This window comes from Fibrobacter sp. UBA4297 (assembly GCF_002394865.1).
Classification (GTDB): domain Bacteria; phylum Fibrobacterota; class Fibrobacteria; order Fibrobacterales; family Fibrobacteraceae; genus Fibrobacter.
The window spans coordinates 333,902-360,079 of sequence record NZ_DGUZ01000021.1 but is presented as its reverse complement, the minus strand read 5'-3'; the positions used below and the strand labels follow the sequence as shown (position 1 = coordinate 360,079).

Below are 26,178 nucleotides of genomic sequence, written 5' to 3'. Positions count from 1 at the left end.
CGTTGACCCGCTTAACAAGACCGGTTGCCGTTTTTTGCTGGTAGATTCCTACAACAAGGAACGGAATCTCAAGTTTTACCAGAACAACGAGTTCAAATTCTTGTTCAGCACCGAAGAACAAGAACGCGAATTTCGTTGCCTCGGTCCTGACAGGCCATTGAACAGTCGTCTGATGTATTTCGATTTAATTGAATTGAAAAAGAAGCAGACTGGCGATTCTAACTAAGGCGCAAGCCTACTTCACCCACTTATCGACTTCTTTCTGGGCTTTTTCGCGTTCGTTCTGGGCCACGTGTCCGTAGATGGCGAGGCCCGCAGTCACGTTCGCGCCGGTCACTTTCTTGAGGCGGGCAACACCCGAAAGGCCGCTGCCTTCGTGGGTCACGAACGGGTGAATTGTCTTGCCCTTCAGGTTATACTTCTCGAAGAAGGTGAACATGGGCATGGGCATCTCGCCCCACCACACCGGATAGCCGACGTAGATTTCGTCGAATTCTTCGGGGTTCACGTTCACCGGCTTGATGGCCGGGCGCGCGTCCTGCGCAAGCTCCTTCTTGGCCACGTTGATGCAGTCGTCGTAGCCCTTGGGGTATTCCTTCGCGGGTTCCACGTGCAAAAGCGTGCCGCCCGTCTTTTTCGCAATCATCTCGGCAATGATTGCGGTATTGCCCTTGGAAATGTTCCCGACGGAGTAGTTTTCGTCAGCGCGGGAATAGTAAACGACGAGGATTTTCTTTTCTGCTGCCATAGAGACTCCTAGAAGAAGTGATAAAAGAATCAAGGTGATTTTTTTCATGGGATCCGCCTTTTCTGTTAAAAATTTCCTTGAACCGGTTGATTATAATATAAATAAATTCAGGACGTCCGCGTAATGCGTAATTTTTATGCCCACTATGCGTGTAGCGCATAGTGGGCAAACGGTCGGCGACAATGAAGGTCTTTAGTCGCCGGGGTTCCAGTCCTTGAAATGCTGGATTTCGGCAAGGGTCGAGGTAAAGAAGCGCTTTTCCTTGTCTAGGCCGCGAATCTTTTTCATGTCGTCTTCGGAAAGCTTGAAGTTATAGACCTCGATGTTTTCCTTGATGTAATCCGGGTTGCGTGCGCCGGGAATCGTGGAGAAGCCTTCCTGCACGTGCCAGCGGAGGATAATCTGCGCGGGCGACTTCTTGTACTTTGCCGCCAGTTCCTTGATGGTCTTGTCGCCAAAGAGGGTCGCGTTGCCGCCGGAGCCTCCCAACGGGGGGAACCAGCCTTCCACCGCGATGCCGAGCTTCTTGCACTTTTCGCGGAAAGCTTTGTGCTGCGCATACGGGTGCAGTTCAATCTGCACGATGGCGGGCCTGATTTTTGCCTTCGCGATGATTTCGTCGAAAGCACGCTCGTCCATGTCGAAGTTCGAAATCCCGATGGACTTGATCTTGCCCTGCTTCACCGCCTCTTCGAGGCCGCGCCAGCCCGCCATGTAGTCGCCCACAGGCTGGTGCAGGTAAACCAGGTCGATGTAATCCACACCCAGGCGCTCCAGCATCTTGTCGATAGATTCAGCGGCATTGCCGTGGTCGTAATCCGTGGGCCAGAGTTTGGAGGTAATCCAGATTTCTTCGCGGGGAATTCCCGACTCCTTCACGGCTGCGCCGACGCCACGCTCGTTGCGGTAGGCGTGAGCCGTGTCCACGTGCCTGTAGCCGAGCTTGAGCGCCACCGCCAATGCGTCCTTCGCCTCGGCCACCGAAGAATTGTAAGTGCCGAGCCCGAACTGCGGAATGGCACGCCCGTCGTTCAACGGGATGGTGACAGGTTTCACCTTCGGGGAGGCTGTCCCCGCCGCAGCAGCGAGCGCCGCCGTCGAAAGCATCATAGCAACAGTCTTGTTCATTTTGGTTCTCCTTATTAATTTCCCGCCGGGCGCACATCGGACCATTCAAAATGGGAAGTGCGTTTTGCGATATACCACTTGCCGTCAATCTTTTGGTATTCGTCCTCATAACGGACTCCCTGTAAATTCTGCGTGCGCACGCCTTCCGCGTTTTTCCCGATGAGCATCACGGTGCAATAAGACACGCCCTTGGCTCGGTCGCCATCGATGGTCACTACCTGCTGGCCGTTGGAATGGTAAACCGTATCGAACAGCGAGAGGAACTTGGCGCAGGCTTTCTCGATTTCGTCACGCCCCTTGAGCGTAGAGGCGTTTCCGCCCACGATGGAAGTCATGGTGGCATCTTCGGTAAAAAGCGTGCTCTGGGTCTTGGTATCACGCATGTCGGCCAGATTCGAGAAGGTGTCCACCAGTTCTTTCAACGCCTGCTTTTCAATAAGTTCTTCCTTTTTCATTTGAGTCTCCTTGTTGCAGTCGCAAGCAGAAAACAAAAATGCCGCTGCGACAGCTAAAAGTGTAACGAGTTTTTTCATTTTGGTTTTCCTTGCGGCATGCGCCGCGATTAAGCAAATTTTTCCGGATCGAGCATGCGCACCACCTTGGCGGGGCTGCCCACGGCAACGGCGTAGTCGGGAATGTCCTTCGTGACCACGGAACCTGCGCCCACCACGGCATGTTTGCCGATACACACGCCGGGCAACACGGAAACACCCGCACCAAGCCAAGCGTCTTCCTTGATAAGCACGGGCTTGCACTGCAAAACAGCACGGTCGTAAAGGTCGTGGTTGTTCGAAAGCAACTGCACATTGGCCGCAATCCATGCGCCGTCCTCGATGGTGATGCCGCCTCGGGCCATCAAGAGCAAGTTGCTGCCGATATACACGTTCTTCCCGATTTTCACACGCTCAAAGCACACGCCCTGAAGCGGAGCCGTGAGCATCGTCCCTTCGCCGATATTGTCGCCGAACAGTTCCTTGACCACCTTGCCGTATTCCTCGGTCATGGGCATGGTGTGGTTCAGCTTGAACAGGATTTGGGCGTTCTTTGAGCCGATTTCAAAGGCCTCGGGGTCCGGGATTCGGGAATCGACGATTTCTTCTTTGCAGTCCATAAGTGCTCCTTGCTTGCGCATTCTTGTTGTTTACACTTGAATTATAGATTGTTTTGGCCCGAATTCAAATGGCAAGTTATAGGCTAGTGCAAAATAAGCGACAGATGTTTAGAAAGTGCAAATTATTTTGTATATTTTACGGCATGAAACCAGCCGCACACAAAGAAGATTTGCGCATCAGGCGCACCAAGGAATCCATCTACACGGCATTCAAGCAGATGGTCTGCGAAATGCCCTACGAAAAGATTACCGTCAAGGCGCTCGCCGACCGCGCCATGATCAATCGCAACACGTTCTACCTGCACTACGAAAGTACCGACGACGTGCTCCGCGAAATCCAAGCGGGCTACATGGAGCGCTATATTGAGCTCGTGAAGGACTACAACTACCTCGACAACCAGAAAGAAATCGTGCGCTCCTTTTTCGAGTTCATGGAATCGCAAGACGAGTTCTTCAAGAAAATCACCTGCGACAGCCGCCTGGACTACGTGCGCGAACCCATGCAACGCAAGGTCTTGGCCCACACCCATTCCAAAACGACGCGACTCCACACCAAGCAGGTCTGCATCCAGAATATCATACGGGCATTCAACAACACCACGCTTGCGCTATACCGCCAGTGGGTACAAGACGGCCGCAAAATCCCGCTTAAACAAATGATTGACCTCGCCGCGACCCTCATGGAAGGCGGCATCAAGGCTTTCGCGAACAAGGAGTAAAAAGCTGGGCGTTCCATTGCCTGGTCCCTGAGCCAACGAAGGAGAGCGAGGGGGAGGCTTCTCCCACCTATGCCTTCAAAGCATATCTTTTATGCGGAATAAGTATTTTGATTTGCGGCGGGATTTGGTTATTTTTAGGGCATGAGGTGGTTCAGTTTCTTGTTCGTTTTCCTGTTCATGGCGTGTTCGAGCGATGCTGCGTCGCAGGCTATGCCGAAAGTTTCGGACAAAGGAGATTCAATCGTGCAGAATAGCAAAGGGGCGGCCCCAACGGTCAAGTTGAATTCGGGTTTCGATATGCCGGTTCTCGGGCTTGGCACTTGGACTTTGCGCGGCAAGGTGGCAGAAGATGCAGTCTATGTCGCCATCAAGAACGGGTATCGATTGATTGATACGGCAAAATATTACGACAACGAAGAAGCCGTGGGTAGGGGAATCCGCCGGGCGATTGACGATGGGCTCGTGAAGCGCGAAGATTTGTTCGTGACGTCGAAACTGGTGCCGTGGAGCAACTCCTTGGATGAAGACATCGACGACTCTCTCGAAAAGCTGGGGCTCAAATATATTGATTTGATGCTGTTGCACCAGCACGGGAGTGACACCGAGGACAAGGCGGTTTACAAGGCTATGGAACGTGCGGTGAAGGCGAAAAAATCCGTTCCATCGGCATTTCGAACTACTACACCGAAAAGACGGCGAAGCGCTTTTTTGCTGATTTCGAAATCAAGCCTGCCGTGGTGCAAAACGAGAACCATGTATTTTACCAGAACACGGACTTCAAGGAATACGCAAAACGCTATGGAGCTGTGGTGGAATCTTATTACCCGTTAGGCGGGCGCGGCCACACCGAAGACGTTTTGGGGAACAAGGTTGTCGCAAAGATAGCGAAGGCCCACGGGAAATCGGCCGCACAGGTGGTGTTGCGCTGGCATGTGCAATCGGGCTACATTGCCATTCCGGGCTCCAAGAACCCTGACCACATCGCAGAAAACATATCGATTTTCGACTTTGAGTTGACGGACGACGAAATGAAGCAAATTGCCGCCCTCGATACGGGACACCGCTACGAAAACTGGTGAAAATAGCCCCACTATTCACTTGACGCATAGCGGATTTATTATATTCTCCCCAAAAAGGGGCTTTTTATGTTTGTCGAGACTTACATCTTGCGATTGCTGGCCGGGTTCCTGGAATACGGGACGCTTTCGGCCGTTGCGGACAAGCTCTACACTTCGCAGCCGGCGGTGAGCCGCGCGTTCAAGAAGCTGGAAGACGAAATCGGTGCTCCGCTCTTCGAACGCAAAAAGAACCGCATCGAGCTGAACGAGAAGGGTCGCACGGTTGCCGAATACGCTAAGCGCATCATGGATTTGCAGGGCGAGATGATGGAAAAAGTAAGCCCGCAGGGAGCGGGTACGCGCACGTACTCCATCGCATCGGTGGCCATTCTCCCGGCCATGCGGATGGTGCAGGAACTGCAGGAGAAATACCCCGGCGCGCAAGTCACTTACGAGATTATCGACAATGAGGCGGGCGTGCTGAAGGCGCTGAACGAGGGCACGGCGGATATCGGCATCACGCTTAAGGCCCCTCGTGCAAAGAAGTTCCGTGCCGAAAAATACATGCAGGAGCGGCTCTCGATTGCGCTCCCGAAAAAACACCCGCTTGCCAGGCGAAAATCCATCCGGCTCCGGGAACTCAAGGGCGAAACCATTATCCAGCGCAGCAACGTAGGGTTCTGGGAGCAGGTCAAGCGCAAGAAAATTCCCGATGTCACCTTCATCAAGCACGACAGCACGAAAGGCATTTCAAAGCTTATCGAGCAGTCTTCGCTGTTGACCTTCGTTTCGGACCACCAGTTCGATTACGAAATTCCCAAGGACCGCAAGATTGTGCCGCTCGCCGACCGCGAAATGAACGTGGAATTTTTCATGGTGACGCTGGCGTAGAGTCTATTTCCCGCTGGACGCCTTATCGACAAACAGCGCGCATGCAATGTGGCCTGTTTTGCGGAACAGTTGTTTTAAACCAAAGTTATTTGTTTGTAATGATGGCTTCAGGATATTCTAGAGAAGACGGCCTAAGCATCTACAAGTTATACTCGAAGAATTCGGCGACAGGCTTCCTTTGTAGGACTGCAGCCCACTTAAGGAGCGCGCCTGCAGCACCGGCCGCGCCAATGTAAAAACCTGTATAGCTCACTACGCGGGTTGGCGCGATGCGGTCCCAGGCCCCGTACCAAGTGCGTCCGCCGTTCTCTTCAAAGGATTCTCCAAGGAGAACATTTGCTGTTCGTTCGGCTGCGTCCTTGAAAAAATTATCACCGGTAAACTGGAAAAACGAGGCGAAGTATTCCAGCGCACCCGGGCCTCCGCAGCAGATACACTTGCTTCCCCAATAGCCCCAGGATTTACGTTCTGGAACTCCGCTTAAAGTCAAGCCTCTCGAAAGCTTTCGGATCCAATCTAGATAAGTTTTGTCGCCGGTGACTTCGTACAATTTTTTAAAAACAAAAGAAGAACCGATAGGACCGCCGCACATTCCAAGATAAAATCTCGAATCGGCCTCGCCTTTTTCGGGATGATCCTGGTAGGGGAACAGAACTGCATTTTCATCGCCGATGGAAATTCCATCTAGATACCGGATAACGTCATTTGCTAAATCCAGATAGTGCTTGTCTCGGGTCGCTTCGTATAGAACGGCCCAAAGGTATGCCGTTCCAGAAGAGCCATGAGAAAAGTTTACATGGACAGTTCCCTTTTCGCCCTCCCCGGCCCGTTCTAAGTCATACAAATCATAATAGGTGCCGCCGTGCTTACCCTTATGCCCGAATGATTCGATATATTTCCCTGCCTGGATGGCTGTTTCCAGATATCTCCTGTTTCCGGTTTCCCTGTACACTTGCAACAGATAAACGATACCGCCGGCATCGCCGACAATATCGCGGCAGTCACTCCAGTGGATGCCTTTCTCATCTCCGATGGCTGCTTCCACAAAGATATCTGCTTGTTTGATGGCGAATTCTTCGTATCGCTTGTCGTGCGTCACTTTATACAAGGCATAGACGAATTGCCCTTCAGAAATTGGGCCGACCTTGTAGCTGAAAGCCCAGCCGTGTACTCCTTCGGCATTGTCGGCAATTTTCTTTTGGACGGATTTGTAATAGTCTATTCCGAGCGGATTGGAAAGCAAATATTCTGCAGCCGCTTTGGCTTCGGAAAGCCATTCCTCTTTGTCCGTTAATTGATACAGACGCAAAAAGAATAAGCCGATTCCAGCGGCACCAGCGTAAAGGGTCCGTTTTCCTAAAAAGGGGCTTCCCTGAAGACCATTTTGCCCTTCGGGAAAAATTTTCCAGGATTTGCCGCTTTTTTCTTGGACTTCCTGCGTTTGAATCCAACGGGCTGTTTCTTCGGCGGCGTGGATGTAATCTTCGGCAGAATTTTTTTTGAACAGTTGGGATATCGTCAATTTCATAAATGCGCTCCGTGTGAATCCGTTATATTCTTTTATTCGTGCTTGTACCCGCCATCGACCACCAGCCTAGTTGCGGTTACATAGGTGCTACGGTCGCTTGCGAAGAATAGAACTGCGTTTGCAATATCTTTGGGGCGAGCGACTCTTCCCATGGGAATACGCTTGTTGTAAATTTCCTGGAGTGCATCGGGCGTTTCAGGATAAATTTCGCTTACGTAATGTTCCATCATGCTTGTTTGTACAGGGCCAGGACATACAAGATTAATGCGGATGCCTTTGGAAGCTTCTTCAAGAGCGGCGCACTTGGAAATGGCCATGACCGCGTGTTTGGATGCAGCATATACGCCATCGCCAGGATCCGCTGTAAAGCTGTCAATGGAACCGGTATTGATAATGGATCCGCCTCCAGTCTTTTCCATGGAACGGATAACATGTTTGAGCCCGAGGAATACTCCGACCACGTTCACCTTGAGAATTTTTTCTAAGTCCGAAACATCGGTATCCCTGACAAATCCGGTGGAAAGAATTCCCGCATTGTTAAAGAATACATCGATTTTTCCGAAAGCTTTTTCGGCGGATTCCACGTAACTTTTGACTTGACTTTCGTCGGTCACGTCGGCTTCCTTGATCTGGATGCGGTCATCGGAAAGCCCCAAGGATTTCTTGACTTTCTCCAAGCCTTCTTTTTTCAAGTCCACCAGAAAAAGCTTGGCCCCTTCTTTTGCAAAAGCCCTTGCCGTCGCAGAACCGATTCCGCCTGCGGCACCAGTAATCAAGACAACTTTATTTTCGAATTCTTGTGACATTGAAATTCCTTTTGGATTAAAAGTCTACTTCTTGAAGAAAAGGTATTCGAGTGTTTCGGTCTGAATCTGGATTCCCTTTTCGTGGGCGTAAAGATGCAGGAGCGAAGAGCCTGCACCTGCGGCACCGGAATAAAGACCTGTGTAGGTTTCCACAAAGCCTGGAATTTTGCGTGTCCACGCAGCGTACCAGCGGCGACCCTTGTCATCGTTGAAGGAATCGCCGATAAGCTTGTCTGCAGTTATTTTTGCTTGTTCGATATAGGCGTCGTTGTGAAGCAGCTCGGCGGTTTTCACGAAGTGGATCAATACTCCCGGTGCACCGCAGCAGAGACAGTAGCTATTCCAGTAACCCGGAGTGTGTTTTAGGGGAGCGCCAGCCTTCAGTATTCCCTTGGTCAAGATATCCACCCACTCCAGATTTTCTGTTTCACCTGTCACTTCATAAAGTTGGCGGAACAGAACGCTGGTCCCTACGGGGCCGTGGCAGGTGGAAAGGTAGTAGAAGTCATGGAAACGTCCCAAGTCCGGATTATAGAGGTAAGGAACGATGGCTCCATTTTCATCTCCTTCTGCAATCGCGGAGAGATATTTCACCACTTTGTTTGCTTTGTCAAGGTAAGCCTTTTCCTGGGTCTCTTCGTAAAGCAGTACGTTCAGCCATGCGGTACCTGCGGCGCCGTGCAAAAAATTCGGGAAGGCGGATTTTCTGGATTTCCAGCCCACCAAGGTCAAGTCTACGTTGTCGTAGTAAATTCCACCTTCTTTGGCATGGACGATTCGTGTGTCCGTAAATGCTATGACTCTTTTTGCCGCGTCCAGATATTTTCTTTCGCCGGTCTTGCGGTAGACATAAAGGAAGAAGAACGCATAGGAGGCATCTGCCATCAAGTCTGCTTCCGTGGACCAGTGTAAAATCTTTCCATCGTCCTTGCCGGCGGCAATGGCGTCATCGGCGGTCGTGGTCAGGAACTTTCGGTAGCGTTCGTCTTTTTCGTGAGCGTAAAGCTGATCCAAGAAAATGGCTTCACCGGCTGGAGCCGTATAGACGCTTGTGCCCCATCCTTTCACGGGCCAAATTCCACCGGCGGCCTTGTCCAGGATTCCTGAGAAAAATCTAGGTCCTTCGTAAGTATTCAAGATGTATTCGGCGGCATCTTTAGCCTCTTGCAGATATTGCTTGTCACCAGTGACTTCAAAAAGTTGCAAGAAAAACTGTCCGATTCCGGCAGAACCTGCGTAAATTCCCTTGGGTACCAAAAAGAGGTCCCCTTCGTAATCGTTTCCCGGTTCCGGGCTTACCTTCCAGTACTTTCCCTGAGGAGTGACTACTTCGTTTGTTTTTAAGTACTTGACAATTTGCTTAACGGCTTCCAGGTAATCGTCCACGCTTTTCGTGGGCTTGACTTCAATATTCTGAACAAACTTTAATTTCATGTAAAAACCTCTTGTTCAAATAAAAAGATCGCCCTGTTCGAGCGATCTGAATTTTTAAGTTGGACTATTTGCGTCTCTTGTACAGATCGGTTGACAGGTATTTGTAGCCGTTGTCCGGGTAAATGACGACGATGTTTTTGCCGGCGGCTTCTGGACGCTTTGCAATTTGGATTGCTGCTGTAAGAGCGGCTGCTGCAGAAGTGCCAAGGAAAATTCCGTCGGTCTTTGCCGTTTCCTGTGCGGTTTCGTATGCATCTTCGGCTTTGATGTCGATGACTTCGTCATACTGGAAACCGTTGTTCTTGTTGCTCTTCACCAAAGGAGGGGTGAATGCTTCAGGAACGCCTGCCAGAGGAATGGTTCCGTCAACGATGTGGCCGGTGAAATCCGGACTATCCGGGCGGGAACTCGGGGCTGCCTGCACGCCGATGATTTTTACGTTCGGATTCTTTTCGCGGAGGTAGCGGCCGACGCCCACGATGGTGCCTGCGGTACCGCCCATGGCGACAAAGTAATCCACCTTGCCGTCGGTGTCTTCCCAGATTTCCTTACCGGTGGTCTTGTAATGGAATTCCTGGTTGGCTTCGTTTACGGTCTGACCGGTAAAGTATTGACCCTTTTCCTTGGCAATGCGCTTGATGCCCTTGATGAGATTTTCAACGTTCAAGCCTTCCTTTTCGAAGTTCTTGGCTTCTTCGATATCGTAGAAGGTCTTGACATCTAGACCGTAGCCTTCGAAAATCTTGACGCGTTCGATAGTCGTGCCCGGTTCCAGATACGGAACGAATTCGTAGCCAAGCGCGTGACCGATGCCTGCAAGACCGATACCGGTGTTTCCACTGGTGACGTCAATCAGGGTGTCTCCCTTCTTGATGAGGCCTTTTTCTTCTGCATCGAGGATAAGAGCCAAGGCGAGACGATCTTTTACGGAACCTGTCGGATTCAGGAATTCCAACTTGCCAATGATGTGAGCCTTGATGTCGTGCTTCTTTTCGTAATTGGAAAGTTCGACGAGGGGTGTGTTGCCGACGAGCTCGGCGATGGACTTGTGGATTTTGGACATGAATGATTCTCCTATTTTTAAAACCTGATGGATGGATTGGAAATCCTAGTTGTCTTCATCGTAGATGCTTTTGAGGTTGCTTTCTTTGGTGGTAGTATAACCTGCATCTACCGGGAGTTTCGCTCCGGTAATGGCGCTGGCCTCATCGCTAGAGAGAAAGTAAACCGCATTCGCAATCTCGGAAGGTTCAATCCAGCGGTTGAGAAGTGTCTTGCTTTCGGCCGCCTTGCGAAGCTTCGGGTTCGAATAATCATACTTGATGGCCATTTCGGTCTTGGTGTATCCCGGTGCAACCGAATTGACGCGAATGCCATATTTGCCCAGGTGAAACGCTGCTGCGCGGGTGAATCCGTCCACAGCAGCCTTTGAAATGCCGTAGCCAAAGGGCGACCAGTCCACAAAGGATGCTGCCAAGGAAGACACGTTCACGATGGAACCCTTGATCTTCTTTTCCACGAAGACGCGGCCGACCAACTGCGCCAAATAAAGACCGGCCCACAAGTTCACTTCTTCGGCTTGATGGATGAGTTTCGGGTCAAAATTCAGGATGGTCGGACGGTGGCCGACGATGCCGGCATTGTTGAATAGCGCATCGATTCGGCCATATTTTTTTACGATCTGGTCAACAACCTTCTTGTCTTGATTGTATTTGGTTACATCGAGAACATAACCGGTAATGTCGTAGCCTTCTGCAGTCAGGGCTTTTACGCGTTCGTCCAGTTCCTTTTTCTTGATGTCGGTTGCTGCGACTGCCCAGCCTTCCTTCAGAAACTTTTTAACGGTTGCAAAACCGATGCCTTGTGCAGCACCCGTGATGAGAACAACTTTTTTTTCGTTGGTCGTTTTATTCTTTGTTTCTAATTTATTGATGGGCATTGTCGACCTCCATTTCGTTTTAGGGTATAAAACTCCCTAGCGGCAAAACACCTGCTTTTTGCCGAATTTCAGAGAATTTCGCTAATGTTGTATTTTTGTTTGTCGTGGCAAGCAATCTAGTTGAAAGAACTAATAGGTTACCACTATGGTTACGTTAATAAAATAGAAAATACCTAAAAAAAGGGAAGGTAATTTGTTTATATTATTTTTTGAGCATTAGTGATAGTTTTTGATTATAGCAAGTCTTTTATAAGGCAATATTGATGCGGTGGTTAAATATTTAACCTTTTTGCATTTTTACGGCGGCTTCTATAGTTTTTATCCTATTTGCGCTAAAAGAATTTCGGGGAATGGGCTTTCCCGACCTTATCCGTCTGCGTTACAGGAATGTAGTCCATGTCAAAATGGGTTTCGCGGGTGAAAACAGAAATAGCGATGGCTCCCAAACCCGAACAAAGTCCCTTGACAGTCACAATCTGATAGGTACTCTTGTTCGAAATTTTCCGAGCGCAGTTGTTCTTGAATCCCCAGCAGAGGGTTGCGGCGACGACGAACAGCGAACCTATGGAAAATCGCAGACCGTCTGCGCTTTCGAACGAAAGAATCGTGGTCGAACGCGTTGAACAAGGCTTCCTTGCGGTTCGATGTCTGTTGCGTCGCATTTTTCCGATACAAGAAGCCAACGCATTCAAATGCGAGCGACAATAACTGGTTCTTGATGATTTGATAATAGAACGGATTGCCATGTCGATGGTGCAACTGCCATTCTCGATAATCAATAGAATAACGCCCTGCATCCTGAAGTACCCTGTAATATCAAGGCCCTCAATGGAATCGAACACGCCAACCTTGCCGGGCAAGAGGTTCACCTCTTTCAAAAAATCCAACAGGGACAAATCCGCTGTCCTGATTTCTGCACTCGCTGTAGGCAAACTTCTTTTTTTAGAGAAATTTTGACCTAAAAATAATAGACCTAATTTCGTAATTTTGTCACTATGAAAACAAAGTTGATTTTGGCATGTCCATAAAGAACACCGCTCCAAAAAATGTATATTTTCTTTGCTAACGAAAGGACTGGTATCATGGATATTCGAGAAAATATAAATGATACTCGGAAAGGTTTTGAGGAATTATTTGCCGCTGGCGATTTTTACAACAGGCAAACACAGGATTCCGAGCATCTTGAGAAAATAACCGGATTCGTAAAAATTGCTGAAGGTATGAGGGTTCTTGATCTCGGGACCGGAAGCGGCTATCTTTCGTTTCCGCTAGCGAAAGACAATCCTGGTTGCGAAATCATCGGCCTGGACATCGTCTGCGACGCACTCGAAGCAAACCGCGCAAGGGCAAAGGTCGAAGGAGCCAAGAACCTCTCGTTTGTAAGTTATGACGGTGTCGATTTCCCGTTTGAGGCGGGTTCGTTCGATGTCGTGGTGACAAGGTACGCGATGCACCATTTCCCTGACATTGGGCACGGCATTGGCGAGGTGAGCAGGGTATTAAGGCAAGGCGGACAATTTTTTGTTTCGGACCCCCGCCCAAACGACTGCGACAAAGACGGTTTTGTCGACGACTACATGAAACTCCGAAAAGACGGACACGTCAAGTTCTATACAAAGGAAGAATGGATTAACGAATGCGCCAAATGCGGCTTGAAACTGCGGGACTGTTTTGACAGTTCCATGCGCTTCGCCAGAAAGAAGGAAACTGTCGCCGGCTATCGGGATGTGCTTAAGAAACACGACAAGGCTGTTGTAGATAGTTACGACTTGGTGGAAACCGACACGGAACTTTACATTACGGAGCATGTAAACAATCTTTTGTTTGTAAAAGGCTGATGTGCCGAGAAAAATGTCGACCTATTTCTGGCTGGGATTTTTTTCGCCAAACAGCACGTTATGCTTTTGCAAATTGGCCAAATAATCCGCAGGAATCACGTGGGAATGAACGTCGATAGCACCGCCGGCAAAGGCGGCCGCGGCCAGGAATGCGGTCAAAACAACGCTTGCAGTTAAGTAATTCTTAAAATTCATGGCAATCCCGATGATGGTCGACTATGGGTTACGGGCGCAGAACGTCTTCCAGCCATTTTTCGATTTCTTCGCGGCTGGTGCCGATGGCGAAGCGCTTGCTTTCGAGCCATGTGGAATTGGGCGTAAGTTCCTGCAGCAGCTTGGCGCTTTGGCCCAGCGGGCTTGAAGCCGACGTGCAGAAAGTGAGCAAGGTCTTGCCGGAAAAGTCGTAGCCTTCGAGGAACGTGCTTATGATGCGGGGAGCAATCCCGTGCCATATCGGGTGCGCGATGATGACGGTATCGTACTCGTCCATGTTCTCGACAACGGTTGCGATTTCGGGGCGGGCGGATTCGTCTTTCTGTTCGCGGTCGGCGCGGCAGTCCGTATAATAGGCGATGTCTTCGTCGGTGTAAGGGATTTTTGCGGTGATTTCGAATAAAGTCGCATCTAGGTATTCCGCTGCGTATTCGGCCAGCGGTTTGGTGTTGCCCGTTCTGGAGAAGTAAGCCACGAGCGTTTTGCCGCGAGATTTACTCGTCGATGTCGCGGAACTGGATGTCGCCGAACTTGAATTAGCCGAGCTACTCGAAACGGTTGATTCCGAACTCGATGAAGATTCGTTCTTTGAAGTCGCGGAGCTTTTGCCGTCTTGCGAGACGCTGGATTCGACAGCTTCCCCGGCGCCTGTCGGCGAAGACGAACTGTCGTCGGAACACGCAGCAAAGAGGCTCAAAAACAGAGCCAGTAGCAATGTCGAAAACAACGCGAGCGATTTCATAGGGCTACTTCCTGATGAACTTTTCGTCGGTCTTGGGCATGGTGTTGTCGGGCGTGTAGCGTTCGACAGTCATTTTCAAGTCGTACTTGTCGCGGAGTTTCGCAATCGTCTTCATCATGGGCGAAGCATGGTGCACGTCGATGGCCGCCTGGTTTTCCCACGCGTCAATCAGCAAGATGGTCTCGGGATCGTCCAGCGACTGGAAATACTCGTAGCGGATGTTGCCCTTCTCGGCGCGGATTTTCGCCACCGTCCCGCTAGAAACCATCTCTTCGGCGAACTTCTTTGCCGCCCCGTTCTTGCCCGTATAGCGCAGGTTTACCGTAATATTGCTCATGGCACTCTCCGCAAACACGCTCGCAGCGAGCGCAAGGATTGAAAATAGCGTTAAAAACTTGAGTTTCATTTTGCCACTCCGAAATGTTTCGCATATAATATAAACAATTTCGGAGCATGCACAAAATGCTTATTTTTCATGCTCAGTATGCGCGGTACGCATAGTGAAAACAAACGTTTTTATGGTTTGCTGTCGGAAAAATCTTCTTCAGATAAAGCAATAACCAATCTGGTTGAATATGGCATTCCCAGACACCTTTGAAATTTCCCGTCAATTCATGGTTACGATGATAAGCTCATAGACCATTACTTGCAATCCTCAAGGAGTTCCTTAGCAGAAGAATACCTTTTTGCCCTGGGGTTCCTAGCAAGTCCTTTTGCCTCTTCAATGGCGGCCAATGTCGAATCCGAGAACTCGCGTTGAGGCGGAACAATATCGAAAGGGATGCAGCGCTGATTAATCGCCTGTTTCAAGAAAAGTCTAATAGCCGTAGTGATATCCAGTCCGAGTGATTCAAATAAATCTTCCGCCTGGTCCTTGGTGGCTTTGTCGATTCTTGTCTGTAAAACTGCATTTGCCATATGTATTACCTCTTTTTGTACAAATCTAATTCATTTTCAATGCAAATGCAATACATTTGGCTACTAATTTGCGAATTTGGGACCGATTTAGGCCATTTATCTTCACTCATCTTTCCTCCCTCCGCCTACATGCATAAAAGGCGGGGCTTTGATTATTTGTCATTGCGAGCGAAGCGTGGCAATCTCTTACCAGAGAGGCTCTGTCGGGTCAAACTGTACACTTGTGCCCGGCTAGCAAAGAATCCTCAATCCGTAAGCCCTTCCAAAACTGTTTTTCGGCTGCATGACCGATGTTTTTACGCTGAAATGGTCATTCGGCGGTCCGCAGCATGTTCGCAGCTATACGGCCTGGCCTAACAGAGCCGCCCATCAATCTGCACGCCCGAGTAATGCTGATGTCGTGATTCTCTGCTATCTCGCCCGCAATTTCCTTGCGGGCCTCGGGCGTCAGAGTTTTGCAGAAACTCAATTCGCCTCAGTCATATTGGCTCATGCAAGCATGGCCAATACGACATTCGTCTCTAGAGTTTTTTTTCGATGACCTCGCGGAGAATCTCGTTGTCGGCCATGCTTATGGTTGTTGGGCCTTCTTTCAATGGACGAAATGATTGGTATTATGTACAACGCATTCTAATTCAGGTGTGTGAATGAACCCAAAAAGAGGTGAATTTTATTCACCTCTTTTTCTTTTTTGTAGCCTTTTCTTTTTTTACTTTACATCGTTCCACTTGCGGATGAGGCCGGTGTAGATATCCCGCAGCTTTGCAAGGGAAATGTTGGAAATCTGGTTCTGCTTGTTGACAATCACGGCGATGCCGTCCCGGGCGATGGTCTGGGGAGTCAGGGCTTCCAGTTCGCTGGGTTTCAGGTTGCGGCTAGCCATACCGATATCGCAGGTCCCTTCCTTGGCGGCCAGCATTCCCGAAGAGGAATCGTTGGTCTGGATTTCGATTTCCATTTCCGGATTCAGGGCCATGTAGGCCTCCTTGAGCTTTTCCATGACCGGGGACACGCTGGAAGAACCGGCGATGACGATCTTGCCCTTCAGTTTTTTGGCCTGGAACTTTTTGCCGTCGGAAACTCCGATATAGCCGTTGCCTTCGATAATGGCCTGGCCATCGGCACTCAGGATAAAGTCCACGAAGTCCTTTACGGCGTCGTTCATCTTGCCCTTGGTGGCGATGTTAAAGGGACGGGCGATGGGGTACTTGGCGGCCTTGATGTTTTCCTTGGTGGGGGCGAATCCGTCAATATCCAGGGCCTTCACGGAACCGTTCAGGGAACCTAGGGAAATGTAGCCGATGGCGTATTCGTTACCGGCTACGGAGCTCATGACACCCTGGGTGCCGTCGATGGTGATGGCTTCCTTGGTGGTATTGTCCTTCTTCTTTCCGTTCTGCTTGATAAGGGTGCCCACCAGTTCGGTAAAGGCGTCCCGGGTGCCGGAACCTGCTTCTCGCGCGATGACGGAAATATCCATTTGTTTGGCGGCGGGGGCTTCGGCGTTCTTTTCTTCGTTGTTCCCGTTGCAAGCGGCGGTAATACCCATTACGGCCAAACTAATTGCACAAACGGTTAAAGCCATTTTTTTCATTCTTGAATCTCCTTAGTTGGTTTTGAATGATGGCCACAAGTTAGACAAGGCGTGTAAAGTCCCAATAGTGGGTTGGGTAAAATCTTTGTAAAGCCTTCGCCCCTCTTTTATTCTTTTCAAGAACTTCACAAATATTTTACTTGGCCATCCCTTCAGTTTTTACAATGACAATCTAAGTTGATGCCGTCATTCAAACAGGGCTTGTCCCAAAGGAGTTCAAAATGACGATTAAGAAATCTTGCATCATCGCAGCTGTTGTTACGACTATCGGCATGGCTAGTGCCGCCGAAGAATCCAAGGCCAGTGGCTTTGACCTGACCGGAAATATCCAGACCCAGGCCTACAAGGCCCTTTACGATAACGAAAAGGAAAACACCCTGGATAAGTTCTGGTTCCGTGCCAACATCGGCGGAAAGTACAGCTCTAAAGATTTCGATGCCCAGGTGACTATCCGCATGTATGCCCCTCACTTTAACGGTGGCGCTGACCGTTTCCAGGCCGATACCTATTACGGCAATTACAAGTGGGCGGCTTCCGGACTGAACTTGAAACTGGGTCACTGGAAGACGGATACGGAAGGTGCCGGCAACTTCGGTGCTTACCTGGACAAGAACCTTTCTACGCGGGGCTTCCTCGCTCGTGACTATTCTCACGATGCCGTGGAGCTGGGCTGGAAAAAGGCCGGTAACCAGCTGAACGTAATGGTGGGTACCGATGACGAAAACTTCAACAAGGGTTACCTCCGCGTGAACGACGACTTGAAACTGGGAGATGCCCTGAAGCTCGGTCTGGGTTACCGTGCCAACGTGCTCGATCCGGTGCAGTATAGCGCTGTCCTTACCCATGTGGTGGATTTCCGGGTCCGCTACCAGGCCTCCAAGCAGCTGGCGGTATATGCAGAAGCGGCAGCTATCATGACCGGCGAAGACGACGAGGTGAATGCAGCTTCCATTGAAGCGGGCACTGCCGTAAAGCCCCTCTACGGTCAGGATACCCAGTACTTCCCGGTGTACGGCGGCGTGGAATTTCCTACCGGTGGTATTTTTGACAAGGCCTTTGCCGAAGTGGAATACGTCGCTAATCGTGACGAACTGAACACCGATGCCGATGAATTGGGTTGGGCCGTAGGTCTCGTGAAAAAGATCGGTTCCCACGGAAAAATCCAGGCGACGGTCTATAGCGAAAACGAAATGTCCGATGTAGGCTTCAGCGCCCGCCTCACGACTACCATCAAGTAATCCTATGAAACTCAGTTTATCCAATCCATTTAAGGAACGGGCCGCATCCACCATCTTCCTGGTCTCTGCGCTGGCAAGCATTCTGTTTGTGGCCCTGATCTGCGTGTTTCTTTTTGCAAATGGTGTCCCCGCCATTCTAAAGATAGGCGTTCCGGACTTTTTGTTCGGAAAGGAATGGGCCCCCACGGACGAGCCTGCGGTCTACGGGATTTTTCCCATGATTCTCGGCAGCCTCTACGTGACACTGGGGGCCCTAGCCATCGGTGTCTCGGTGGGGCTCCTGTCGGCCATATTCCTGGCTCGGTTCTGCTCCGAAAGGCTCCACAGGGTGTTGAAACCCGCCGTGGAACTCCTGGCCGGCATTCCCTCGGTGATCTACGGCTTCTTTGGCCTGGTGGTTATCGTGCCCTTTGTGCGGCAGCACCTTGGCGGGAGCGGTTTCAGCATCTTTACGGCGTCGATTCTGCTGGGAATCATGATTTTGCCTACCGTCATTTCCGTTTCCGAAGCCGCCCTGCGGGCGGTCCCCAACAGCTACTACGAAGGTTCCCTGGCTCTCGGGGCCACCCACGAAAGGAGTGTATTCTTCACGGTTCTTCCGGCGGCCACTTCGGGAATCGTGGCGGGTATCATCTTGGGTTTTGGCCGGGCTATTGGCGAAACCATGGCAGTGATTCTTGTGGCTGGAAACCAGGCCCGAATGCCCGACGGTATTTTCGAGGGAGTCAGGACCTTGACCGCCAACATTGTGTTGGAAATGGGCTATGCCACGGACCTGCACCGCGAAGCCCTCATTGCCACCGGTGTGGTGCTATTCTCCTTTATCCTTACTGTCAACCTGCTGTTTTCCATTCTCAAGAAGAGGGTTGTCAAATGATCGGATACTATAAGCATGCGCCCTTTTCGCTGTTTCTGAGAATCCTCGTGTCCTTGGCCATCGCCATTACGGTATGCACCCTGGGGTTCCTGATCCTCTATATATTGGTGAAGGGTATCCCATTCCTGAAACCCTCCCTGTTTTCTCTCACTTACACCTCGGAGAATGTCTCTTTCCTGCCCTCCATCCTGAATACGGTTATCATCGTGTTTGGTTCTCTCCTGGTGGCAGGCCCTTTAGGAATCTGTGCTGCCATCTATACGGTGGAATACGCCCGCCGCGGAAACAAGATCGTGGGACTGGTGCGGATCACTACCGAAACCCTTTCCGGAATTCCCTCCATTATCTACGGTCTTTTCGGAATGCTGTTCTTCGTGACCTTCCTGCACCTGGGATATTCCTTGGTTTCCGGTATCTTGACCATTTCCATCATGATTTTGCCCCTGGTCATGCGCACCACTGAAGAGGCCCTGCGTTCTGTTCCAGATAGTTATCGCGAAGGTTCCTACGGCCTCGGGGCAGGTAAGCTCCGTACGGTTTTGTCGGTAATATTACCGTCAGCCGTTCCGGGAATCCTTGCAGGTGTAATCCTAGCGGTGGGCCGTGTGGTGGGAGAGACTGCCGCCCTTGTCTATACGGCAGGTACGGTGGCGGATTTTCCCAAGGGAATATTCTCTTCGGGCAGGACTCTGTCTGTTCACATGTACGAACTTTCTCGAGAAGGTTTCCATACCGGCGAGGCCTACGCCACTTCGGTTATCCTCATTCTGGTAATCCTTCTTATCAACTGGATTTCTAACAAATTTGCAAAGAAAATCGGAAAAACCTAATGACACCTAACGAAAAAATTTCTATTCAAGGAATGGATCTGTATTACGGCAATTTCCATGCGTTGAAAAACGTGAACCTTAACATTATGCCCAACGAAATCTTGGCCTTTATTGGGCCTTCCGGCTGCGGTAAAAGCACCTTACTCAAGTCCTTGAACCGCATGAACGACCTGGTGGAAGGCTGCAAGATTACGGGCCACATCCTCTTGGATGGCCAGGATGTATACGGGGAAATGAATCCCAATATTCTCCGCAAGAGGGTGGGCATGGTGTTCCAGAAACCCAATCCCTTCCCCATGAGCATCTACGACAACATCGCCTACGGTCCTAGGACCCACGGTATCCGTAACAAGGCGGAGCTGGATGAAATCGTGGAAACGTCCCTGCAGAAATCCGGCGTGTGGGAAGAACTGAAGGGCCGCTTGAAAAAGAATGCTCTCGGCCTTTCCGGCGGTCAACAGCAGAGGCTCTGCATTGCCCGTGCCCTGGCAGTTTCGCCGGAAGTGCTCCTGATGGACGAACCTACCAGCGCCCTGGACCCCATTTCCACCTCCATTATCGAGGACCTAGTTTTGGAACTCAAGAAGAACTATACCATCGTCATGGTGACCCATAACATGCAGCAGGCCACCCGCGTTTCCGACAGGACCGCCTTTTTCCTCTTAGGGGAAGTCATCGAAGTCAACAAGACTGAAACCCTGTTCTCGCTGCCCAAGGACAAGCGCACCGAGGACTACATTACCGGGAGATTTGGATAATGAGAAACCGTTTTGATTCGCAACTGGAAGCCCTGAACAGGGGTATTATAGAAATGGGCGCCCTGGTGGAAGATTCCCTGAAGGCCTCCATAGACGCCTTGCTGGCCTTTGACCGTGAAACCGCCAAGAAGATTGTGGTGGGCGACAAGGAAATCGACCAGAAGATGAAGGAAATTGAGACTCTTTGCCTGCGGCTTTTGCTGAGCCAGCAGCCTGTAGCCCGGGACTTGCGCCTGATTTCGGCCTCCCTGAAAATGGTGGGGGACCTGGAACGCATCGGCGACCAGGCTGCAGATATTGCTGAAATTGTGGCGGGGTGTACAGACCAGGACGGGGCTCCCCTGAAACTGGCCGCTATTCCGCCCATGGGAATCGATGTGCTCAAGATGCTGGCGCAAAGTATCGACGCCTTTGTCCGCAAGGACTTGAAGTTGGCTCAGATTGTTATCGACAGTGACGATGACGTAGATTTTCTATTCCGCTCTGCCAAGCGGGAACTAGTGAAAACCATCAGAAATACGGAAAGCGATGCCGAGTGCATTATCAATTCCATCATGATCGCCAAATACCTAGAACGCATAGGCGACCACGCCTTGAATGTGGCTCGGTGGACCATTTTTGCAGAAACCGGTACTCATCATGGAGCCAATCTTTTGAACGGGGCCGACGATTTCGATGATAAGTAACTAGGAACCATTATGAAACTGACAGAAGAAAACTACATCGAGCGGGATGTGTCGTGGATGCTCTTTAACCGCCGCATTCTGGCGGAAGCACAGCGGCAAGAAATTCCGCTGATGGAACGGCTCAACTTTTTGGGAATTTACAGCAATAACCTGGATGAATTTTTCCGGGTCCGCGTAGCGACTCTCAACCGTATCGTGGATTTTGCAGACAAGAATTCCAAGGACCTTCGAGAACGCAGCAAGCAGGCCTTAAAGACCATCGGAAGGCTTAACGCCAAGTACGCCCAGACCTTCAAAGAAACCGTTAAGGATGTGTTCAACCAGTTGCAGAAAAAGCATATCCACCTTCTTTCGGAGCAGGAACTGGACGATTCCCAGAAAGAGGCCGTAAAGGAATACTGCCTCTCGAAACTGGCGGGGAACCTTTCTCCCGTCTGGCTTTCTTCGGTCCAGGGAGTCAATTCCCTGTCCGACGACTCCATCCACTTTGTCGTCCGTCTCAAAAAGCAGGACGAGCAGAAGAAGGGGCGCCGCAAGGGCTATGCCATTATCGAGATTCCCGTCAAGAAGTTCGGCCGTTTCGTGCAACTGCCCGATGTCAGTTCCGGTAATGTTACGGACCATTACGTCATGTACCTGGACGATGTAATCCGCTGCGCCTTGCCCTACCTTTTCCCGGGTTCCGGCTTCAACCGTTTCGAGGCCTGGTCTTTCAAGTTTACGAAGGATGCAGAAATGGAACTGGACACCAACATCCAGGGCGGTACGCTGCAGAAAATTGCCAAGGGGGTAAGGAGCCGCAAGAACGGTTTGCCCATCCGTTTTATCTACGACGAAAAAATGCCACGGGAAGTGCTGAATAAATTGCTGGAACAGCTGAAACTTTCTTCGGTGGACGCGAGCCTTCCTTCGGGCCGCCATCAGAACCATAAGGACCTGATGAAGTTTCCGCGGTTTGAAGCTCCTAGAGGAACGAAGTTCGAATACCCCAAGTGGCCTTCGGTCATGCCCGCCTGGGCCATGGCCCCCACCCTTCTGGATGTCATCCGCGAAAAGGACCGTTTCATCCATGTGCCTTACCATTCCTTCGATGCCTACATCAACCTGTTGCGGGAAGCCGCCATCAATCCGGAAGTCAAGGGAATCAAGACCACCCTCTACAGGCTCGCCCGTGATTCGAAGGTTGTCGGTTCCCTGATCGCCGCGGCCCGTAACGGCAAGAAGGTGACGGTGGTCATCGAGCTCTTGGCCCGCTTTGACGAGGAATCCAATATCGACTGGTGCAAGAAAATGGCCGACGCGGGTATCCACGTGATTATGGGGGTGGAAGGCCTGAAAATTCATTCCAAGGTGACGCTGATTACGGCGAAGAAGGGAAACCTGGCCTGTATTTCTACGGGCAACTTCCACGAAGGAAACGCCTGCGCCTATACGGACTTTCTGCAGTTCACGGCGCGGCAGCCTATTGTAAAGGACGTGGAGCGGCTCTTCGACTTTATCGAAAAACCCTATATGTCCGTCAAGTTCAAGGAACTGGTGGTTTCACCCAACGACATGCGCCGACAGCTGATTCGGCTCATTAACCAGGAAATCCGCAACCATAACCTGGGCTACCCGGCCTATATCCTGTGCAAGCTCAACCATGTCACCGACGAAAGCATGGTGAAAAAAATTTACGAAGCCGCTTCGGCGGGTGTCAAGGTGGATTTGCTGGTGCGTGGCAACTGTTCTTTGGTGCCTTCCTTGCCGGAACTGGGCGGAAACCTGCGTGTCAACGCCATTATCGACCGCTACCTGGAACATTCCCGTATCCTCATCTTTGCTAACGGTGTAGATCTGGAACACCTGGGAGTGGGCGAAGAAGACGGTAGCTACCACGACTACAAGGTATTTATCGGTTCGGCCGACTGGATGCCTCGAAATCTGGACCACCGCATCGAAGTCTATTCTCCGGTTTTCGACATCGACATCAAGCGGGAAGCCCGACTCGTCGTGGAGCAGGGCATGCGCAACAATTACAATAGTTTCAGGTCCCAGGCGGAACTGTACAAACATTACAAGGCAGTAGAAAAGTAAAATGAAAAGTGCAAGAAAGAACCCTATCAACCTGGCCGCCATCGATATCGGCTCCAATGCAGCCCGTTTGCTCATCAAGACCGCCACTTTCCAGGAAGACGGCTCCGTTAACCTGGAAAAGCAACAGTTTATTCGTTTTCCCCTGCGCCTGGGCGTTGACGTTTTCCAGAACGGGAAAATCAGCGAGGAACGGGAAGAACAGTTCCTGTGCATGATCAAGGCCTTCAAGCAGTTCATGAACATATACAATGTGGCGGATTACCGCGCCTGTGCCACTTCGGCCCTGCGGGACGCGACCAACGGCCAGAAAGTGCTGCGCCGAATCCGCCGTCGTACCGGAATCGATATTGAACTGATTTCAGGTGAAGAAGAAGCCCGGGTCATTTACGACAACCACACGGAACAGCTCCTGGAAACCGCTCCCCGAAAAAACGGCCTCGAAAGGACCTTCCTCAACGTAGATGTGGGTGGCGGCTCCACGGAAATTAGCCTTATTTACCAGGGCCTGCTCATGGGAAGCCGAAGTTTCAATATCGGTACCCTGCGGTTGCTCATCGGCCTGGTGGACATGGATTCCATAGACGACATGTGCGACGAAATCCGCATGATGATGGTGAATCGGGGGCCCGTTTCTATTATCGGTTCCGGCGGAAACATCAACAAGCTTTATCGTCTGGTACCCAAGAAGGTGCGGCGGGATAATCGCCTTTCCCTGACGCAACTAGAACAGCTTTACGACAAACTTTCTTCCCTCAGTTTCGAGGAACGGATGAAACAGTTTGACCTCCGCTCCAGCCGTGCCGACGTCATTGTGCCTGCGGCCCAGATCTTTATCTCTATCGCGAGGGCAGTCAAGGCCACCGAAATCATCGTCCCTACCATCGGCCTTGCCGACGGCATCATCAAGGAACTCTGCACAAAAATACAGACCGAGGATGGCGTCGGGAAATAGACTGAATTTAATCCACTGTCTGAAAAAAAAGTAGGCGAGCCGAATGGCCCGCCTAAAATGGACTATGCAGGAGTTTAATAAGAGGGTAGCATAAGCTACTATATTCATTGCACAAAGTGCATGACAGATCGCCTCGACAATGTAAACATGCGAGCATGTTTACGCTGCACTCGGCTCACGGTCATTGCGCAACCCCCAAAAGGTAAAACAATGGCAAAAATCAACAAGCCGAGAGTTGCGACCGACACAAGCTTGCTTGTGGTCGGGCATAACCGAGGCGCAGGATTTTCTGTAAAAGATCAGTCTGAATATTTTCCAGAAGCCGTCGTTGGTAGCCTCGGCCTTCTGCCGTATCGCAGCCTCGACTTTGGAATCGTCCTTGGTTGATTCGTAGTAGAAGTATGACTTGAGGATGCCCATCAGGCTTTGTCGGGTTAAACTGTACACTTGTACACTAAATATAAATTACCAGAACGCGATTATCAAGAGGTTTATGCATTTTTTCTCTTTCATCGGTACACAAGGTTGTGTACCAAAAAGAACACAAAGATGTGGTTCACAAGGTTGTGTACCAGGCGTTTGGCTTATATCCTCACGCTGAGCACGGCGCCTTTGGTGTCGTCGTAGAATAGCGGGGCGATGGTGACCTTGGGCGGGGTCTGCTTTTCGCCGACTTTTTCCTTGTAGAACACGCTGCCGATGTACCAGCCGATGGAGGCTCCCATCAAGGTGCCCGCGACGGCGTCGGAGAACCAGTGGGCTTCGCCTTTTGCGCCGAGCACCATGCTTGTCGCGATGTAGCCCGCATACAGGGCGCAGCCCGCCACGACGAGGGGCTTGTCGCGGTTATAGCTTGCGATGCTCATGGCCATGGCAGCGTTGGTCATGGAATGCCCCGAGGGCCAGCCGTAAAAGACGCCGCGCCTAAAAAATCCCCACTTGAAATCGCGGGAACGCTCGCCGCTGTTGAGTTCCGCATCAGGGTGCTCGCGTGCCGAAATCGCCTTGAGGATGTTGTTGTAGAGGAACGCCACGGCGGTAGCCTGCACGGCGACGGCACCGGTGTTGTTCAGCGCGCGGTTGTCGCTGATAAAGTACATGTAGCCCGGAACAAGAATCGGGAAGAACGTCCCCATCATCATGCCGGGAGTAAATGCAATGCCGTAAACAAGTTGATCCTGACGGGCCGCAAAACGGGCTACCATCAAGTCGTTATTTTCCTTCGAGAACTTGTACGTAAGCGCACCGCCGAGCATATGGAACCCGAGCGGCCAGCCAAACGCACTCAGCAACATGTTATGGCCCAGATGGTCGAACGGGGAAAGCCTTGGCGCGGTATCGACAGTCACCGAGGTTGTTACGGAATCTGCTTCGACTGCAGCGGAACCCGTGGCACAGGCAAGTGCCAAAACCACCATCCAACGAAGCGCTATTTTGTCTAGACGAAATAGCAAAATTTGACCTCGTTTATTATTTCGAGAGCGCTTTCACCCAATCGCGGACAACGTTTTCGGAATCTTTGACCTTGCTTCCGCGCACAGAAAGGGCGGTTTTCTTGTCGAATGCGGCGCCCTTCGCCTGCATCAGCTTTTCGAGGGTGGGGAGGCTCCCTGCACCGTCGGACGAACCCTCGTGAGAGAAGAACGCATAGGCATTTTTGCCTTGCAGGTTCGCCTGCTTCAGGAATGTCATCACGGGCATCGGCACGTCGTACCACCAGACCGGAAAGCCGACAAACACCGTCTTGTAACGTTTCATTTCTTTGTCGCTCAAGGAGAGGTTTATCTCGGGATAAATATTTCCGTCCTTTTCCTTCTTGGCAACATCCACCGTCTCGTTGTAGCTAACAGGGTATTCTTCCTTGCGCAAGATGCGCGCGTAATCGGCTCCGACTTCGTCGGCAATCCAGTGCGCCATGCTCCGCAGGTGTCCAGACCAGGTGAAATACACCACCAGCACATCGCCTTTTTTCGAGAAATCCGCATCGGCGTTCTGGTCGGCCCTGTTGCGTTCGGCGCAGCCTGCCAAGGAAAGCAGAGCAAGCGCGAACGTTAAGACAAGAGTGTAAATTCTAGCGTATTTTTTCATGGAATA

General features: G+C 50.9%; 29 protein-coding genes and 3 pseudogenes. 14 read left to right on the top strand and 18 right to left on the bottom strand.

The features are described from left to right. Positions 1 to 226 (top strand): annotated as a pseudogene (locus B3A20_RS13530) (N-acetyltransferase); the annotation flags it as partial. A gap of 9 nt (positions 227 to 235) precedes the next feature. Here B3A20_RS13530 and B3A20_RS13525 read toward each other — a convergent pair. The 4 genes from B3A20_RS13525 to B3A20_RS13510 all read right to left on the bottom strand — a co-directional run bounded on the left by B3A20_RS13525 (position 236) and on the right by B3A20_RS13510 (position 2,987). Further along, the gene (locus tag B3A20_RS13525; RefSeq protein WP_290765818.1) at positions 236 to 748 is read right to left on the bottom strand and encodes a flavodoxin; all 513 of its coding nucleotides are present in this window, start codon (positions 746 to 748) and stop codon (positions 236 to 238) included. Positions 749 to 940: 192 nt separating this feature from the next. Next, the gene (locus B3A20_RS13520) at positions 941 to 1,876 is read right to left on the bottom strand and encodes an aldo/keto reductase (protein WP_290765815.1); all 936 of its coding nucleotides are present in this window, start codon (positions 1,874 to 1,876) and stop codon (positions 941 to 943) included. A gap of 14 nt (positions 1,877 to 1,890) precedes the next feature. Further along, the gene (locus B3A20_RS13515) at positions 1,891 to 2,331 is read right to left on the bottom strand and encodes a nuclear transport factor 2 family protein (protein ID WP_290765812.1); all 441 of its coding nucleotides are present in this window, start codon (positions 2,329 to 2,331) and stop codon (positions 1,891 to 1,893) included. Between the two features lie 107 nt (positions 2,332 to 2,438). Further along, the gene (locus tag B3A20_RS13510; protein WP_217651017.1) at positions 2,439 to 2,987 is read right to left on the bottom strand and encodes an acyltransferase; all 549 of its coding nucleotides are present in this window, start codon (positions 2,985 to 2,987) and stop codon (positions 2,439 to 2,441) included. Between the two features lie 143 nt (positions 2,988 to 3,130). On the opposite strand from B3A20_RS13510, the gene B3A20_RS13505 reads away from it, so the two are divergent. From B3A20_RS13505 to B3A20_RS13490, 4 genes and pseudogenes are all read left to right on the top strand, one after another. After that, the gene (locus tag B3A20_RS13505; RefSeq protein WP_290765808.1) at positions 3,131 to 3,706 is read left to right on the top strand and encodes a TetR/AcrR family transcriptional regulator; all 576 of its coding nucleotides are present in this window, start codon (positions 3,131 to 3,133) and stop codon (positions 3,704 to 3,706) included. Between the two features lie 141 nt (positions 3,707 to 3,847). After that, positions 3,848 to 4,291 (top strand): annotated as a pseudogene (locus B3A20_RS15570) (aldo/keto reductase); the annotation flags it as partial. A 68-nt stretch (positions 4,292 to 4,359) separates the two neighbouring features. Then, positions 4,360 to 4,785: an aldo/keto reductase gene (locus tag B3A20_RS13495; RefSeq protein WP_349680082.1), complete on the top strand. Its 426-nt coding sequence runs from the start codon at positions 4,360 to 4,362 to the stop codon at positions 4,783 to 4,785. A 66-nt stretch (positions 4,786 to 4,851) separates the two neighbouring features. Then, positions 4,852 to 5,655 (top strand): LysR family transcriptional regulator, encoded by an 804-nt coding sequence (locus B3A20_RS13490; protein ID WP_290765805.1) that lies wholly within the window; start codon positions 4,852 to 4,854, stop codon positions 5,653 to 5,655. A 139-nt stretch (positions 5,656 to 5,794) separates the two neighbouring features. Here the strand turns inward: B3A20_RS13490 and B3A20_RS13485 are convergent, their stop codons facing one another. From B3A20_RS13485 to B3A20_RS13460, 6 genes are all read right to left on the bottom strand, one after another. Then, positions 5,795 to 7,183, bottom strand: a complete 1,389-nt coding sequence (locus B3A20_RS13485; RefSeq protein WP_290765802.1) for a lanthionine synthetase LanC family protein — start codon at positions 7,181 to 7,183, stop codon at positions 5,795 to 5,797. Positions 7,184 to 7,215: 32 nt separating this feature from the next. Further along, positions 7,216 to 7,989: an SDR family NAD(P)-dependent oxidoreductase gene (locus B3A20_RS13480; protein WP_290765799.1), complete on the bottom strand. Its 774-nt coding sequence runs from the start codon at positions 7,987 to 7,989 to the stop codon at positions 7,216 to 7,218. A gap of 24 nt (positions 7,990 to 8,013) precedes the next feature. Further along, positions 8,014 to 9,423, bottom strand: a complete 1,410-nt coding sequence (locus tag B3A20_RS13475) for a lanthionine synthetase LanC family protein (protein WP_290765796.1) — start codon at positions 9,421 to 9,423, stop codon at positions 8,014 to 8,016. 64 nt (positions 9,424 to 9,487) lie between these two features. Then, positions 9,488 to 10,486: a PLP-dependent cysteine synthase family protein gene (locus B3A20_RS13470; protein WP_290765793.1), complete on the bottom strand. Its 999-nt coding sequence runs from the start codon at positions 10,484 to 10,486 to the stop codon at positions 9,488 to 9,490. Positions 10,487 to 10,531: 45 nt separating this feature from the next. Then, positions 10,532 to 11,362, bottom strand: a complete 831-nt coding sequence (locus B3A20_RS13465; protein ID WP_290765790.1) for an SDR family NAD(P)-dependent oxidoreductase — start codon at positions 11,360 to 11,362, stop codon at positions 10,532 to 10,534. Between the two features lie 332 nt (positions 11,363 to 11,694). Beyond that, positions 11,695 to 12,258 (bottom strand): hypothetical protein, encoded by a 564-nt coding sequence (locus B3A20_RS13460; protein WP_290765788.1) that lies wholly within the window; start codon positions 12,256 to 12,258, stop codon positions 11,695 to 11,697. A gap of 186 nt (positions 12,259 to 12,444) precedes the next feature. On the opposite strand from B3A20_RS13460, the gene B3A20_RS13455 reads away from it, so the two are divergent. Then, positions 12,445 to 13,200, top strand: a complete 756-nt coding sequence (locus B3A20_RS13455; RefSeq protein WP_290765784.1) for a class I SAM-dependent methyltransferase — start codon at positions 12,445 to 12,447, stop codon at positions 13,198 to 13,200. A 21-nt stretch (positions 13,201 to 13,221) separates the two neighbouring features. Here B3A20_RS13455 and B3A20_RS13450 read toward each other — a convergent pair whose 3' ends face one another. The 6 genes and pseudogenes from B3A20_RS13450 to B3A20_RS13430 all read right to left on the bottom strand — a co-directional run bounded on the left by B3A20_RS13450 (position 13,222) and on the right by B3A20_RS13430 (position 16,667). Continuing rightward, positions 13,222 to 13,395: a hypothetical protein gene (locus B3A20_RS13450; RefSeq protein WP_290765781.1), complete on the bottom strand. Its 174-nt coding sequence runs from the start codon at positions 13,393 to 13,395 to the stop codon at positions 13,222 to 13,224. Positions 13,396 to 13,423: 28 nt separating this feature from the next. After that, a complete protein-coding gene (locus B3A20_RS13445) occupies positions 13,424 to 14,155 on the bottom strand; it encodes a flavodoxin (protein ID WP_290765778.1) in 732 nt (243 codons plus the stop codon). Between the two features lie 4 nt (positions 14,156 to 14,159). Further along, positions 14,160 to 14,492 (bottom strand): putative quinol monooxygenase, encoded by a 333-nt coding sequence (locus B3A20_RS13440; protein WP_349680081.1) that lies wholly within the window; start codon positions 14,490 to 14,492, stop codon positions 14,160 to 14,162. A gap of 142 nt (positions 14,493 to 14,634) precedes the next feature. Next, positions 14,635 to 14,769, bottom strand: a pseudogene (locus tag B3A20_RS15565) (type II toxin-antitoxin system mRNA interferase toxin, RelE/StbE family); the annotation flags it as partial. 28 nt (positions 14,770 to 14,797) lie between these two features. Continuing rightward, positions 14,798 to 15,073: a type II toxin-antitoxin system RelB/DinJ family antitoxin gene (locus B3A20_RS13435; RefSeq protein ID WP_097034833.1), complete on the bottom strand. Its 276-nt coding sequence runs from the start codon at positions 15,071 to 15,073 to the stop codon at positions 14,798 to 14,800. A gap of 709 nt (positions 15,074 to 15,782) precedes the next feature. Beyond that, positions 15,783 to 16,667 carry a substrate-binding domain-containing protein gene (locus tag B3A20_RS13430; protein WP_072813046.1) on the bottom strand — a complete coding sequence of 295 codons (885 nt, stop codon included), beginning with the start codon at positions 16,665 to 16,667 and terminating at the stop codon, positions 15,783 to 15,785. A 221-nt stretch (positions 16,668 to 16,888) separates the two neighbouring features. On the opposite strand from B3A20_RS13430, the gene B3A20_RS13425 reads away from it, so the two are divergent. The 8 genes from B3A20_RS13425 (at position 16,889) to B3A20_RS13390 (ending at position 24,471) form a co-directional block, all read left to right on the top strand. Beyond that, positions 16,889 to 17,905 (top strand): hypothetical protein, encoded by a 1,017-nt coding sequence (locus tag B3A20_RS13425; RefSeq protein ID WP_290765769.1) that lies wholly within the window; start codon positions 16,889 to 16,891, stop codon positions 17,903 to 17,905. 4 nt (positions 17,906 to 17,909) lie between these two features. Continuing rightward, positions 17,910 to 18,782 carry a phosphate ABC transporter permease subunit PstC gene (gene pstC / locus B3A20_RS13420; protein WP_290765767.1) on the top strand — a complete coding sequence of 291 codons (873 nt, stop codon included), beginning with the start codon at positions 17,910 to 17,912 and terminating at the stop codon, positions 18,780 to 18,782. Beyond that, on the top strand, positions 18,779 to 19,612 hold the full coding sequence (pstA, locus tag B3A20_RS13415) for a phosphate ABC transporter permease PstA (protein ID WP_014546376.1): 834 nt from the start codon (positions 18,779 to 18,781) through the stop codon (positions 19,610 to 19,612). The genes pstC and pstA overlap by 4 nt, the downstream gene beginning before the upstream one ends. Then, on the top strand, positions 19,612 to 20,370 hold the full coding sequence (gene pstB / locus B3A20_RS13410) for a phosphate ABC transporter ATP-binding protein PstB (protein ID WP_290765765.1): 759 nt from the start codon (positions 19,612 to 19,614) through the stop codon (positions 20,368 to 20,370). Before pstA ends, pstB begins: the two co-directional genes overlap by 1 nt. Continuing rightward, a complete protein-coding gene (gene phoU, locus B3A20_RS13405) occupies positions 20,370 to 21,056 on the top strand; it encodes a phosphate signaling complex protein PhoU (RefSeq protein ID WP_290765763.1) in 687 nt (228 codons plus the stop codon). Before pstB ends, phoU begins: the two co-directional genes overlap by 1 nt. Positions 21,057 to 21,068: 12 nt before the next feature. Further along, on the top strand, positions 21,069 to 23,132 hold the full coding sequence (locus tag B3A20_RS13400) for an RNA degradosome polyphosphate kinase (protein ID WP_290765761.1): 2,064 nt from the start codon (positions 21,069 to 21,071) through the stop codon (positions 23,130 to 23,132). Position 23,133: 1 nt separating this feature from the next. Beyond that, positions 23,134 to 24,084, top strand: coding sequence for a hypothetical protein (locus B3A20_RS13395; RefSeq protein WP_290765759.1), 951 nt, complete (start codon positions 23,134 to 23,136; stop codon positions 24,082 to 24,084). Between the two features lie 210 nt (positions 24,085 to 24,294). Continuing rightward, entirely contained in the window at positions 24,295 to 24,471 is a 177-nt protein-coding gene (locus B3A20_RS13390) for a hypothetical protein (protein WP_290765757.1), read from the top strand. A 197-nt stretch (positions 24,472 to 24,668) separates the two neighbouring features. Here B3A20_RS13390 and B3A20_RS13385 read toward each other — a convergent pair whose 3' ends face one another. Further along, the gene (locus B3A20_RS13385; protein WP_290765755.1) at positions 24,669 to 25,502 is read right to left on the bottom strand and encodes a phosphatase PAP2 family protein; all 834 of its coding nucleotides are present in this window, start codon (positions 25,500 to 25,502) and stop codon (positions 24,669 to 24,671) included. A gap of 52 nt (positions 25,503 to 25,554) precedes the next feature. Further along, entirely contained in the window at positions 25,555 to 26,172 is a 618-nt protein-coding gene (locus B3A20_RS13380; protein WP_290765753.1) for a flavodoxin family protein, read from the bottom strand. Between the last annotated feature and the right edge of the window lie 6 nt (positions 26,173 to 26,178).